This window comes from Crossiella sp. NPDC003009, assembly GCF_053591555.1.
Window position 1 is genome coordinate 145,775 of the sequence record NZ_JBSFUA010000014.1, and the last position, 12,959, is coordinate 158,733.

The 12,959-nt window shown below is 71.6% G+C and carries 9 protein-coding genes; 4 read left to right on the top strand and 5 right to left on the bottom strand.

The annotated features are described in order from the left end of the window. Positions 1 to 139 precede the first annotated feature (139 nt). Positions 140 to 1,513 (top strand): glycoside hydrolase family 6 protein, encoded by a 1,374-nt coding sequence (locus tag ACWDY5_RS18170; RefSeq protein WP_449723343.1) that lies wholly within the window; start codon positions 140 to 142, stop codon positions 1,511 to 1,513. A 52-nt stretch (positions 1,514 to 1,565) separates the two neighbouring features. On the opposite strand, the gene ACWDY5_RS18175 is transcribed toward ACWDY5_RS18170, so the two are convergent. Continuing rightward, complete coding sequence (locus tag ACWDY5_RS18175; RefSeq protein ID WP_449723344.1) at positions 1,566 to 1,862, bottom strand: hypothetical protein; 297 nt, start codon at positions 1,860 to 1,862, stop codon at positions 1,566 to 1,568. On the opposite strand from ACWDY5_RS18175, the gene ACWDY5_RS18180 reads away from it, so the two are divergent. Further along, a complete protein-coding gene (locus tag ACWDY5_RS18180) occupies positions 1,851 to 2,189 on the top strand; it encodes a hypothetical protein (RefSeq protein WP_449723345.1) in 339 nt (112 codons plus the stop codon). The two genes, ACWDY5_RS18175 and ACWDY5_RS18180, sit on opposite strands and share 12 nt — an antisense overlap. Positions 2,190 to 2,354: 165 nt before the next feature. Here the strand turns inward: ACWDY5_RS18180 and ACWDY5_RS18185 are convergent, their stop codons facing one another. Continuing rightward, positions 2,355 to 5,144, bottom strand: coding sequence for a beta-L-arabinofuranosidase domain-containing protein (locus ACWDY5_RS18185; protein WP_449723346.1), 2,790 nt, complete (start codon positions 5,142 to 5,144; stop codon positions 2,355 to 2,357). Positions 5,145 to 5,303: 159 nt separating this feature from the next. Here ACWDY5_RS18185 and ACWDY5_RS18190 point away from each other — a divergent pair, with 159 nt between their 5' ends. Both ACWDY5_RS18190 and ACWDY5_RS18195 read left to right on the top strand, forming a co-directional pair. Beyond that, a complete protein-coding gene (locus ACWDY5_RS18190) occupies positions 5,304 to 5,969 on the top strand; it encodes a response regulator transcription factor (RefSeq protein WP_449723347.1) in 666 nt (221 codons plus the stop codon). Continuing rightward, positions 5,966 to 7,288 (top strand): sensor histidine kinase, encoded by a 1,323-nt coding sequence (locus ACWDY5_RS18195; RefSeq protein ID WP_449723348.1) that lies wholly within the window; start codon positions 5,966 to 5,968, stop codon positions 7,286 to 7,288. The genes ACWDY5_RS18190 and ACWDY5_RS18195 overlap by 4 nt, the downstream gene beginning before the upstream one ends. Here the strand turns inward: ACWDY5_RS18195 and ACWDY5_RS18200 are convergent, their stop codons facing one another. The 3 genes from ACWDY5_RS18200 to ACWDY5_RS18210 form a co-directional block, all read right to left on the bottom strand. Further along, the gene (locus ACWDY5_RS18200) at positions 7,289 to 8,302 is read right to left on the bottom strand and encodes an LLM class flavin-dependent oxidoreductase (protein ID WP_449723349.1); all 1,014 of its coding nucleotides are present in this window, start codon (positions 8,300 to 8,302) and stop codon (positions 7,289 to 7,291) included. It abuts the gene before it with no gap. Then, positions 8,299 to 10,095: an ABC transporter ATP-binding protein gene (locus ACWDY5_RS18205; RefSeq protein ID WP_449723350.1), complete on the bottom strand. Its 1,797-nt coding sequence runs from the start codon at positions 10,093 to 10,095 to the stop codon at positions 8,299 to 8,301. Before ACWDY5_RS18205 ends, ACWDY5_RS18200 begins: the two co-directional genes overlap by 4 nt. Further along, the coding region (locus ACWDY5_RS18210) for a lantibiotic dehydratase (RefSeq protein WP_449723351.1) at positions 10,092 to 12,959 on the bottom strand (2,868 nt) is incomplete at its 5' end. The genes ACWDY5_RS18210 and ACWDY5_RS18205, both read right to left, overlap by 4 nt.

Below are 12,959 nucleotides of genomic sequence, written 5' to 3' on the forward strand. Positions count from 1 at the left end.
CCTCACTAGTCCGATCGGGTCTGCCGGCCTGGATTCTCGTTACCCGGCATTCACATCCGGCGGCAGACGCCGTTACAGTCGGCTGGAACTGGAAGCGCTCCCAGAATAGCCACACCCCTGCCACTCCTGGAGCATCCCGTTGCGAAAACTAGCCTTGGCACTGGCCGCGGCCCTGGCCGTGACCACTCCGGTCGCGGCTGAGGCCACCCCGGCCTGGCCGCATGCCGACAACCCGTTCGCGGGCGCCACCAGCTACCGCAACCCGGACTACGCGGCACTGGTGGACACCTCGATCGCCAAGACCACCGACCCGGCGCTCAGGGCCAAGATGGCCACCGTCAAGACCTATCCGACCGCGGTGTGGCTGGACCGGATCGCGGCCATCCACGGCGGCAAGCCCAACGGCGACCGCCGCAGCCTCAAGGGCCACCTGGACGCCGCGCTGGCGCAGAAGAAGCCGGGCAGGCCGATCACCGCCACTTTCGTGATCTACGACCTGCCCGGCAGGGACTGCGCCGCGCTGGCCTCCAGCGGCGAGCTGCCGCTGACCGCCGCCGGGCTGGCCCGATACCAGCGCGAGTACATCGACGTCATCGCCCGCACCTTCGGCAACCCCAAGTACGCGGTCATCCGGATCGTCGCGGTGATCGAGCCGGACGGCCTGCCCAACCTGGCGACCAACCAGGCCGACCCGGAGTGCGCGCAGGCCAAGGCCAGCGGCATCTACGTGGACGCGGTCCGCTACGCGGTGAACAAGCTGCACGCGATCCCCAACGTCTACAATTACCTGGACATCGCGCACTCCGGCTGGCTCGGCTGGGACACCAACCTGCGCGACACCGTGGCGCTCTACACCGACACCATCCGCGGCACCACCGCCGGACTGTCCAGTGTGGACGGATTCGTGACCAACGTGTCGAACTACACCCCGTTGGCCGAGCCGCACCTGCCCGATCCGAACCTGCCCGTCGGCGGCCAGCCGGTGCGCTCGTCGAAGTACTACGAGTGGAACCCGAACTTCGACGAGGCCGACTTCACCGCGGCCCTGCACACCGCCTTCCGCGCCCAGGGCTGGCCCGAGGGCATCGGCATGCTGGTGGACACCGGCCGCAACGGCTGGGGCGGCCCGAACCGCCCGAGCGGCCCCAGCACCAGCACCGACCTCGACACCTACACCGCTGAGTCCAAAGTAGACAGACGAGCGCACCGCGGTCTGTGGTGCAACGTCAGCGCCACCGGCCTGGGCCTGCCCCCGCAGGCGAAACCCCAGGGCCACCCGCACCTGGACGCGCTGGTCTGGATCAAGCCGCCGGGCGAGTCCGACGGCGCGAGCAAGTACATCCAGAACCCAGAGGGCAAGAAGCCGGACCCGATGTGCGACCCGGAGTTCGTGCCGCCGAACGCGGGCGGCCACAAGACCGGGGCCTTGCCGGACTCGCCGCTGGCCGGGCACTGGTTCCACGACCAGTTCACCATGCTGGTCCGCAACGCCCATCCCGCAGTGCCTGCCTGAGAAGAGGGGGTCGGGGTGGTGGCCGCTCGCGGCCGGCCACCACCCTCCCCGGTCAGGGGACGGCGTCGACGCCGAGGCTCCTGCCGTGCGCGAAAGCCGTGCGGTACAAGTCTTCCGACAGCCCGGCGCGGGCGCTGGCGGTGATCCGCCGCACGTCGCCCGCCTCGGCGTCGGGCGGGAGCGCGCCGGTCGACTCGCGCGCGCCCGCCGCCGCACCCAGCAGGCAGGCCGCCTGCTCGTGGTCACCGGCGAGCGCGAGCGCGCCCGCCAGCCCTGCCAGCGCCAGCGCGACGGCTCTGGGGTCCTGGCCCGACCTGGCCGCGACGAGCCCAGCCCGGTGCAGTGTCAAGGCGCCTTCCCGGTCACCGCGCTGCCCGGCGAGGAAGCCCAGCTCGGCCAGGATCAGCGCCGCACCGGCCTCGAAGCCGACCTGCCGGTCTCGGCGGCCTCGAGCTCGCCCGCCCGGCGCGCCACCAGGTGCACGGATCTTGTGGTCGGTGCGGCCCCGCGGGCGAAGGCCGGTTCGGCGGCCTCGATCTCGGAGACCAGCACCGACCTCGGTGTCGCGCTGGGCGTGGCGGTGCTGGGCAGTGCCGGTGCGGCGGTGTACGAGTCTCGGATGACCGGCGCGGTGCCCCGCCGGTGTCCAGCCGAGTGCGGCGCGCGCGATCGGTGACTCCCTGGACCAGGCGGTTGCCGAGGCGGCCCGGCTGCCGGGCGAGCTGGCCGAGGCGGTCCTCGTCTCCGCGCGTGCCGCGTTCACCGACGCGATGCACGTGGTGGGTCGGTGTCCCGGGAAGGAGGAAGCGGCCGAGGCCGACTCGGATTCGACCGCACCGCACTACCTCGCGTAGGTGGCCGCCGCGGCCGTGTCCACCACCCTCTTGGCGGCGGCCGCGGTGAGCAGCCCGGCGGCGCGCCAGCTCTCCGCGGTGGCGCGCACGTGCTGGACCAGCTTTTCCTTGTCCGCGAAGGGCGCGGCCGCCCAGATCTCGTCCAGCAGCGTGCGCCCGTCGGGCCGGGCCGGGTTGGCGATGCCGGAGCCGGTGCCGCCGAAGACGACCTCCGGTTCGGCCCGCTGGAAGTACACGTGGGCCGGATCCTCGGTGCCCTCGAAGAACGGCGCCAGCTCCACCCCGTCGAGCCGGAAGTGCAACGCCTTGCCCGGCACCGGGGTGAGGCTGGGCAGCAGGTCGCCGGAGAGGCCGCAGTCGCGGTAGAGCCCGAACCGCAGCCAGCTCTGCCGGGCGTCCCTGGCCACCAGGTTCACCGGTCCGTAGAACAGGGTCTGCACCGACGGGTCGTCGAGGGCCTGCTCGACCCGCAACCGGAACGGGATCTCGATCCGGACGGTGTCGCCGTTGGTCCAGGACCGGGACACCGAGAAGTACGTGCCGGGCACCGGGTTCTGCCGCACCGCTCGGTTGTTGACCGTGACCCGGAACCCGTCCGTGGCCCAGGCGGGCACCCGCAGCCGCAGGTCGAACTTCCCGCTGCCGCCAATGGTGATCGTCGAGCCCTGCTCGGCCGGGTAGCCGGTGCGCTGGGTGACGGTGATGCCCTTGGCCGCCCAGGTGAGCGTGGACGCGCTGTAGAGGTTGACGTACAGGGCGGTGTTCTCGGCGTTGGCGAGGTACACCGTGTCCTGGTACTTGGTGGCGCTTTCCAGCCCGGTGCCCTCGCAGCAGGTGGTGCCCGCCTTCGGCGTGTAGTCGCGGACTTGACCGGGCAGCAGGCCGATGAAGTAGGTCACCAACGGCTTTTCCGCGTCTGCTCTGTCCTGTTTGGACCCGAGCACCTGGTTGCAGAGCGCGCGCTCGTAGTAGTCCATATAACGCGGATCCTGCTCGTGGCAGAACAGCATCCGGCTGAGCTTGAGCAGGTTGTAGGCGCAGCAGGTCTCGGCGGTGCTGCCGCTGAGCGTGCCCGCGATCAGACCTGGCGCGCGCCAGAACTCCGCGGTGCTGGTGCCGCCGATGCTGTACATCCGCGTCGGCACCACCATGCCCCAGAAGTTCTTCGCCGCGGCGAGATAGCGCCCTTCCCCGGTGCTGTCGTAGAGCCGGAGCGCCCCGGTGAGGATCGGGATGTGCTGGTTGGCGTGCAGCCCGTCCAGGATGTCGGTGCCCGCGGCGCAGGAGTCGATCAGGCGGTTCAGGTCGAAGAGCTTGGCCAGCGCCAGGTGCTCGGCCCGGCCGGTGATCGCGTGCAGGTCGACGATCGACTCCACCAGACCGCCGAACTCGCCGCTGGAGAAGATGCCCCACATCCGCTGCAGGGTGCTCGCCGGCAGCTTGGACAGCCGGGAGTGCATCCAGTCGGCCATCCCCTCGGCCAGGTCCAGCGCGCGGCGGTCGCCGGTCTCCCGGTGGGCGTCCAGCAGACCCTGCATGATCTTGTGCGCGGTGTAGTAGGGCGCCCACACCACGGAGTAGTCGCCCCGGGTCATCGACTCCAGCGTGATGAACTGCGTTTCCGGGTAGGCGGCGAGAAAACCGGGGTGGCTCGGCCCGCCCCAGGTGCGGCGCAGGGTGGCGTGCCGTGCCCGCCCGGAGGCGTCGGCGAAGACCCCGCCCTCGGTCTCCTCGAAGTCGTAGGAGGCCAGATCACCCACGCCCGCGGGTGACTCGGCGGCCCGGATGTGTTGCAGGCGCTCGATCTCGGCCTCGCTCAGCGCCCGCGAGTAGATGTTGACCTCGTCGAAAGCCGCCGCCAGCACCGGATCCGGGTACTGCGACCGGCCGAGCCAGTTGTTCCGCAGTGGACCGAGCACCGCGGGGTTGAGGGTCAGGCCGGTGTTCCTGCCCACCGCGATCCCGTTGACGTACAAGGTCGCGGTGCCGCCCGCGATGGTCACGGCCAGGTGGCTCCACTGGTTCAGCGGCAGTGGCGCGGTGCCGTTGACCGTCTGCTCACCGCTCGCGCCAGTAGTGGTGATGGCGAAGCGCGGCACCCCGTCGGCGTTGCGCGCGGCCAGGTAGAGGTAGCGGTCGGTGCCGTTGCCGAAGTCGAACACCCTGGCCCAGTTGGTCTGATGGGTCAGCCGCACCCAGACCGAGAGCGTGATGTCGGAGGTGCCGCCGAGCACGGTGGCCGGGAGGTCGAGGTACTGGTGCGAACCGCGGGCGTTCTCCGCGGCCCGGCCGAACCGGCCCGGCACACTGAGCACCGCCGGATCCCGCCGCAGCGCCGCGCGCACCTCGGTCAGCGCGCCGAGCACCTCGGCGATCTTCTCCGCGTAGACCGCCTCGCCGGTGCTGCCGTAGGCCTGGCTGAGCATGCTGAGGAAGTGCCCGGTGTAGTGCCCACGCAGATTCCCGTTGGCCTCCCCGTCCAGGCCCTCCCAGCCGCCAGGGGCCACCGCGCCGCGGGTGTCCAGCCCGGCGTTGGCGCGGAAGACCTGGAGCAGCCGGTCGAGGTCGTAGCCGCGGCCGTAGTCCAGCACAAGCCGACGCTTGGCCGCGAAGATCCCCTCTCCCAGCGCGACGTCCTTGAGCGCGAACGGCCGCACCCGCCACACGGCAGGCGGCGCAGGCGCGGGCGCGGCGGCCGCGACCGAGGGCAGCAGCACCGGGCTCGTGGCGGCCAGTGCGGAGGCGCGCAGGAAGGACCGGCGGTCAACGGGACTCATGAGCCACTCCACTCGAACGGGGAATGCATTGGAGATTAAGGGAAACCACATATCGCGGACAACGAATGTCGAACTCGTGGTCGAGTTCCCGTCGAATTCCGGCCCTGCCACGCCGAGAGCCGACCCGCATTCGCGCGCACGGCGTGCGACGATGCGCGCGTGCGAGTGCTGCTGGTTGAGGACGACGAACCGATCGCCGAGTCGCTGCGCCGCGGCCTGCGCCGCTACGGCTTCGAGGTCGACTGGGTGCGCACCGGCGCGGCCGCGCTGACCGCGGCCGAGGCGGACCTGGTGCTGCTCGACCTCGGCCTGCCGGACACCGACGGCCTGGACGTCTGCCGGGAGCTGCGGGCCCGCGGTGACGTGCCGATCATCGTGATCAGCGCGCGCAGCGACGAGGTGGACCGGGTGGTCGGCCTGGAGATCGGCGCGGACGACTACGTCACCAAACCCTTCGGCGTGCGCGAGGTGATCGCCCGGATGCGCGCCGTGCTGCGCCGGGTCCGCCCGGCCGACCAACCGGCGCCGGCGCGGCCGGACAGCTACGGACGGCTCAGCCTCGACCGCCGCGGCCGACGGTCCTTTATGGACGAGGCCGAGGTGTTGCTGACGCCCAAGGAGTTCGACCTGCTGGCCTTCCTCACCGAGGAGCCCGGCGCGGTGTTCACCAGGGAACAGATCATGGAAGCGGTGTGGGACGCCAACTGGTTCGGCCCCACCAAGACCCTGGACGTGCACATCGGCTCGCTGCGCCGGAAGTTCCCCGGCGCCTTCACCATCGAGACCGTGCGCGGCGTCGGCTTCCGGCTGGTGGTCACCCCATGATCCGCCAGCTGGTGGCCAGCTACGTGCTGCTGGTCGCGGTGGCCATCGCCGCCTTCACCGTACCGGTCGCCTTCAGCCTGACCACACAGCTGGAGGAGGACCTGGAGCAGACCGTCCGCCGCGAGGCCGACACCGTGGCCCTGCTGCTCACCGGCCAGGACGAGCCCTCCCGGCAGGCACTGGACCGGCTGGTGCGCGCCTACCAGCAGCAGACCCCCGGCCGGATCGAGCTGCTGCCTGCCGACTCGCCGGAAGCCCGCGGCGCGGGCACCACCAGCTGGACCCACTCCCCCGTGTTCGACGCGGACGCCCTGGTGCTCACCGTGCCCGCCCACCGTCCTGATGGGACGGTCGCGGGCGCGGTGCGCTTCAGCTACCCGGAGGAGCCGCTCAACCGGCGACTGTGGCAGATCTGGGGTTTCCGCGCCGCACTGGCCGTCGGCGTGCTCATCGTGGCCGCCGCGGCCGGGGTGCTCTTCGCCCGCAGGCTGACCCGCCCGCTGCGCGAGCTGACCGCGATGGCCGCCCGTTTCAGCGACGGCGACCTCACCGCCCGCTCCGCCGAGACCGGCCCCCCGGAAACCCGCGCCCTGGCCCGCACCCTCAACTCCGGCGCCCAGCGCCTGGGCACCCTGGTCGACGCCCAGCGCGCCTTCGTCGCCGACGCCTCCCACCAGCTGCGCACCCCGCTGACCGCGCTGCGGCTGTCCCTGGACAACATCGGCGAGGAGGTCACCGACGAGCTCACCCGCGAGGACGTGGACACCGCCACCGCCGAGGTGGTGCGGATGAGCAGGCTGGTCAACGGTCTGCTCGCGCTGGCCCGGGCCGAGGGCGCGGTGAGCACCCCCGAACCCGTGGCACTGGCCGAGGTCCTGGCCGACCGGCTCGAACTGTGGTCCCCGGTGGCGGCCGAACGACGCGTGCGGCTGGCCGCCGAACTGCCGAAGGAGGACCTGCGCGTGCTGTCCAGTCCCGGCCACCTGGAACAGGTGCTGGACAACGTGCTGTCCAACGCCGTCGAGGTCTCCCCGCCCGACGGTGTGATCACCCTGCGCGCCCACGGCGAGGACGACCGGGTCACCATCGAGGTCCTCGACCAGGGGCCGGGACTGTCCGAACAGGAACGACAGCGCGCCTTCGACCGGTTCTGGCGCGGTCAGGGCCACACCGGTCGCGGCGGCTCCGGACTCGGCCTGGCCATCGTCCGCCAGCTGGTGGCCGATGACGCGGGCAGCGTATCGCTGGCCCCGGCCCCCGGCGGTGGCCTCGCGGTGCGCGTCCGGCTGCGGGCGGCCGGACGCGTCAGCACGTCCTGATCATGTCGCCGTCGAACCAGACGGCCCGCTGGTCGTTGCGGCAGCCGGCCCGGTGGCGGCCCCTGCCTCCGCCAGGATCTCCCGGAGGTCGCGCACCGCGGCGGGCAGGCCCTCGGTCACGTGCACGCCCGCGACGTTGAGCACCACCTCGTCCACCCCGGCCCGGTGGTAGGCGAGCAGCCCGGCGGCGATCTCCACCGCGGTTCCGGTCAGGAAGACCCCGGAGTCCACCAGCGCGCGGGCGCCAAGCACCGGCTGCACGGGATGCACGTCCAGTCCCGCGCCGCGCAGCATGGCGGTGTAGTGCGGGGCGGCCAGGTGCTCCCTGGTCGCGTTCAGCGCCACCTGATAGGGGTTGCGGCCGTCCCGGCGCATCGCGACCTGGACCACCGCGACCACCCGGGGCGCCGGCCGGCCCGCCTCGGCCGCACCCGCCCGCACCGCCGGGACCAGCACCTCCCGCAGGTAGTCGGGCGGGGTCAGCCATGTGATCGCGCAGTCGGCCAGCGCGCCGGCCAGCCGGGCGGCGGCGGGCCGCAGCACGCCGAGCCCGAGCTCCACCGGCGGATGCGTCAACGGCGGCAGCTCGCCGTGCATGCCGTGGTGACGCCCGGCATGCGCGACGGGCCTGCCGTCCAACAGTCCGCGCAGGATGGTGAGGTAGTCCCCGGCCGCGGTCAGCGGACTGGCGTATGCCTTGCCGTGCAGGGACTTCACCAGTTCCGGCGTGCCGGTGCCGATACCCAGCACCATGCCGTGACCGCTGAGTCTGGCCAGCGAACGCGCCTGCACCGCTGCCTCGTACGGGTGCCGCAACGCGGTCAGCGTGACGCTGGTGCCGACCGGGACCTGAAACCCTTGGCCTGCCAGGTAGGCGAAGGCCTGGTGGGTTTCCAGGCCGAGGGACTGGCCCTGCCAGAGACGGTCTGCGGGGGTGTCGCGGACCAGTTCGGCGAAGGGGGTGAGGTCGGCGGGGTGTTCCGGCATCACCGGCAGGATGATGGAGGTTTTCACGTGTGCTCCGGCTGGTATCCGGCGGCCTGGAGGTTGAACAGGTAGGCGTAGTGGCCGCCCTGGCGCATCAGCTCGGTGTGCGTGCCCTGTTCGACGAGTTTGCCGCCCTCGATGACGATGATCTTGTCGGCGATCCGGACGGTGGAGAAGCGGTGGGCCACCAGCAGGCTGGTGGAGGTGTCGGCGATGCTGCGGAAGCGTTGGAAGATCTCGGTTTCGGCCTCCGCGTCGATGGCGGCGGTGGGCTCGTCCAGCACCACGATCGGCGCGGCCCGCATGAACGCCCTGGCCAGTGCGACCTTCTGCCACTGGCCGCCGGAGAGCTGGTGGCCGTTCTCGAAGTGGCGGCCCAGCATGGCGTCGTAACCATCAGGGAGACTGTCCACAACAGACTCCGCACCGCCTGCGGTGGCAGCGTGACGGATCCGCTCGGTGTCGCCGCGCAGGGCCAGGTTGCCAAAGCCGATGTTGTCCCGGACGGTCAGCTCGTACTTGATGAAGTCCTGGAAGATCACGCCCATGTTGCGCCGCAGCTCGTCCAGGTCGTACTCCTCGATCGGCACCCCGTCCACCAGGATCTGCCCGCCGGTCGGTTCGTAGAGCCGGGTGAGCAGTTTGACCAGGGTGGTCTTGCCCGCGCCGTTCTGGCCGACCAGGGCCACGCAGTTGCCGGCAGGCATGGTGAAGCTGACCCGGTCCAGGACCTGTTCGCTGGTGCCGGGGTAGGTGAAGCTGACCTCGCGGAACTCGATGCCCTGGCGCAGCCGCTCCGGGAACTTCCGCTGCCCGCCCCGGATCTGCCGCTCGGGCAGGTCGAGCAGCTCGAACAGGTTGTTCACGAACAGCTTGTTCTCGAACAGCATCGCCAGGCCCACCAACAGGGTGTGGCCGGAGACCTGCACCACGCCGATCGCCTGCAGGTAGCCCGCCAGCTCACCGATCTGGCCAGTGCGCACCGTGGCCAGCATCGCGTACACCAGCGCCCCGGCGGAGATCAGCACGCTCAGCAGGCCGAAGACGCCCAGCGAGACCGACTGGCGGCGGGTGAGCTCGCGGTCCACCCGCAGGAACCGGCGCACCAGCTCGCGGTACGCGCCGATGAAGTGGTCGCCGAGCTGGAAGAGGCGGACCTCCTTGAAGGAGTGGTCGGTGGTGGTCAGGTACTGGTAGTACACCAGGCGGCGGCGATCGGCCGCCCGGTCGTACTCGATCTCGTACATCCTTTTGCCGTACCACATCTGCGCGATCGCCGAGGGGATCGGCGAGAGCAGAATGAGCACCGCGATCCAGGCGTTCCAGGAGAACAGCACGGCGGAGACGGACAGGATGGTGATCAGTTCGCGGGCGAAGGCCAGGGTGTCGGTGAACAGCTGGTGGATGCGGGATCCGCTGCTTTCCTGGAAGGCGCGCTGGAGCTTGTCGTAGGAGTCGGCGTCCTCGTAGTCCTGGAGCTCCATCCTGGTGCCCTTGCGCATCACCTCCTCGCCGACCGCGGTGGACAGGTGCAGGCGCAGCACCGAGTCCAGGTAGCTGTGCCAGACCCCGAGCAGGTGCACCAGCACCGAGGCGGCCAGCACCAGCAGGCCCACCGTGACCACCGGTCCGCTCAGATCCTGCTGACCGCGCAAGGTGATCGCGTCGGCCACGGTCTGCACCGCGGTCGCGGTCAGCTGGAGCTGCACCGCGGGCATCACCGACACCGCGACGGTCACCAGGACCAGGGCGAGCACCCGCAGCGGGCTCAGCTCCCACAGCATCCTGGCGATCCGCCACCAGTGGCTCTTCGCGCTCATCGCACTCCTCCGGTGGCCGACGGGGCGGCGGGCCGGCCGCCGATGGCGCGCAACGCCTGCCGCCACAGCGCGTAGCAGTGCGACTCGCGGTGCAGGTCGACCGGCAGCAACCGGTTGACCTGCATGTGCGCCAGGCTGCCCAGCACCCCGGCCTCGGCGCCCCACAACTCGCCCTCGGCCGCGGCGGCCCGGACCACCCGCGCCGCCTCGGCCACCGCTTCCTGTTGCGGGGCAAGGATCTCGTTGACCATCTCGTGGTGCTTCCGGCCCTGTTCGTGCGGCCGGAAGTCCCACGGTACGAGCAGCTCGGTCAGGTAGGCGCGGTGCTGCCCGAAGTCCGCCCGCACGAGCTCGAGGTCCTGCTCGCCCGGCGGTGGCAGCGACTCCACCAGCGCACTGGATTCCAGCCCCCACTGCCGGTAGAGCCGGTCGACCGCGGCCACCGCCACGAACTCCGGGCGCAGCTTGTGCTCACCGCTGTGCAGCAGGGCGACCAGGTCGGCGGTGACCGCGCTGTTGGCGGCGAAGACCCGCTCCACCGCGTCGAAGGTGCGCGGGCCGCCGTAGCGCTCGGTCTCGGGGCTGTAGCTGGCCACGGCGGTGTCGACCGCGGTCCCGGCACCGACCAGGCCGCCGCCCCAGGAGGTGAGCCGCGCCAGCACCTGGTGCGCCGCCTCGGTGTCCGCCGCGCGGAAGCGCAGGCGCAGATGGGGTTCGGGGTCCAGGTAGCGGATGTAGAACCACCGGTCGATGAGCGCCTGCTCGCGCAGCTGCGCCACCAGCTCGCGCAGCGGTCCGGCGATGACCTCGTCCTGCCGCCGCACGCCCCCGTAGAGCTTGAGGAAGCTCCACCGCCCGCCCGGCAGGTGCCGTCGCTGTCCGCCGTCGACCGGCTCGACGCGTCCGGACAGGGTCACCGCACTGCGCGCGGTCTGCTTGCCGTCCCGGGCGATGAGCGGGATGACGACCTCCTCCAGGTAGGCCGCGCCGTCGGTGTCGCGCAGCCACTGCTGGCCGAAGCCGGGCAGCATCTCCTGCACGGTCACCGGGCCGCGGTTGAGCTCGGCGGCCAGCTCGTCCAGGCACACCGGGTGCTCCAGGTCGAGCAGCAGCCGGTTGTCGTCATCGAGCAGGTACACGTGCCGGGGCACCCGCCACCGCTCCCGCCAGGCCCGTGCCGCCGCGGCGAAGTCCTTGCCCGGCAACGAGGTCAGCCGCCACCGGGCCGGGCTCAGCACCACCTTGCCGCGGGTGACCCTGGGCAGGAAGGGCATCGTGTCCAGTGGTCCCCAGCGGAAGCCGAAGGGCATGGCGTAGCCGTCGTTGGAGACCTCCAGCAGGAACCGGGCCACGTTGGGCGCCACGTGCGGGCTGAGCATGTGGTTCTGCGAGACCACCACCTGTCGGCCCAGTCGCTTGGACCACAGGAAGAAGCGGTCCTCGGTGGCGCCGACGTAGAGGTCAGCCGGGTTGATCACCCGGTCCGGCGGGACCGACGGGGCGGCGTTGAGCAGCACCTCGTAGCCGCGTAGCTGCGGCCGGATCGCCACGTTGGCCGCGCGCGCATTGGCGGGCAGGTAGCACAGCTCGGCGTAGACCGTCTCCGGGCTGAGCGCCTCCTCCCGCTGGGCGTAGCCGCGCAGCCGGTCCACGGCCTCCTCACCGAGCAGGTCGAAGAACCGGCCGGAGGTGCGGCCGCCGAAGGCCAGGCTTTCTTCCCGCAGCACCGCCCGCCACTGCCCTGACCGGTCGGTGGCGAGCTGGATGTAGGCGTCCAGCACCGGGTACAGCGCCAGTGGCGGCGCCTGGCCGGCCGGCGCCAGGCGGTCCAGCCACTCGTCGGTCAGCTCGACCTCGGTTTCGCCGGACCACCACGCCTGCACGGCGAACTCGGTCAGCAGCCGGTCGTAGTCCTCCTGCTTCGGCTCGGGCATGGTGTGCGGCAACGGAAACTCGCGCGCGGGCTCGGTGTAGGTGGGTGGCGCGTCCAGGCCGGTTTCCGGGCTGAGCAGCTCCAGCACCGGCACCAGCGCCAGCAGCCCGTAGCGTTCGGTGAAGGCGTCCCGGTACTGGGCGAGGTGATGGTTGTGCCCCGGCAGCGCGGCCGCGAGCCGCACCAGGCAGTCCACTGCCCCGGCCACCGCGGTGCCGACCTCGGCGGAGATCCGCGGCTCGCGCAGGTCCAGGGTGGCGTCGAGCTGGTAGGTGGAGCCGGTGTGGCCCGGCACCAGCGCGCGCTGGGCCGCGGTCAGCTCGGCCAGTGCCGCGGCCCCGCCGCCCGCGGCCGCGCGGTGGGACAGCTCGATGATCTCCCGCAGTGCGGTCGCGGTGCCCCCGGCCTGCTCGATCCCGGCGAGCTGTTTGAGCACCAGCGCTTCCGGCTGCGCCACGGTCAGCGGCGGGCGCAGGTCGCTGGTGAGGAAGTTGAGCGTGCGCAGCTCCTCGACCAGCCCGGCGACCCGGCCGCGGTCGACCTCGGGGAACTGCTCGGCGAGCCCGTCGACGACCTGGTCGTAGGGCGTCGGGGTGGCGGCCAGCCTGGTCACCGCCAGCGCCGCCGTGGTGGCCCGCACCCGTACCGCGCGGTTGTCGCTGCGCCCGTAGATGTCGGCGTACGGGAGTACCAGGCGGTCGCCGCTGTGGTGCACGCTGGAGTTGAGCACCACCCGCAGGTGCGGGCGCAGCGCCTGGTCCTCCTCCAGCTGCTTGATCAGGGTCAGCAGCCAGGCCATGTCGGCGCGGATCCGGTTGTCCCGCAAGGCCGGGACACCCAGCCGCGCGGTGGTCTCCGCCCCGAACTCCCCGACCGCGACACCGGAGAACGCGCCGAAGGGGGTGGGCCGGGTGGCCATCCTGGTGAGGTA

Excerpts from the sequence above, each read along its gene's own strand:
- ACWDY5_RS18195 (WP_449723348.1), top strand. The coding sequence starts at position 5,966 with ATGATCCGCCAGCTGGTGGCCAGCTACGTGCTGCTGGTCGCGGTGGCC.
- ACWDY5_RS18185 (WP_449723346.1), bottom strand. The coding sequence starts at position 5,144 with ATGAGTCCCGTTGACCGCCGGTCCTTCCTGCGCGCCTCCGCACTGGCC.
- ACWDY5_RS18205 (WP_449723350.1), bottom strand. The coding sequence starts at position 10,095 with ATGAGCGCGAAGAGCCACTGGTGGCGGATCGCCAGGATGCTGTGGGAG.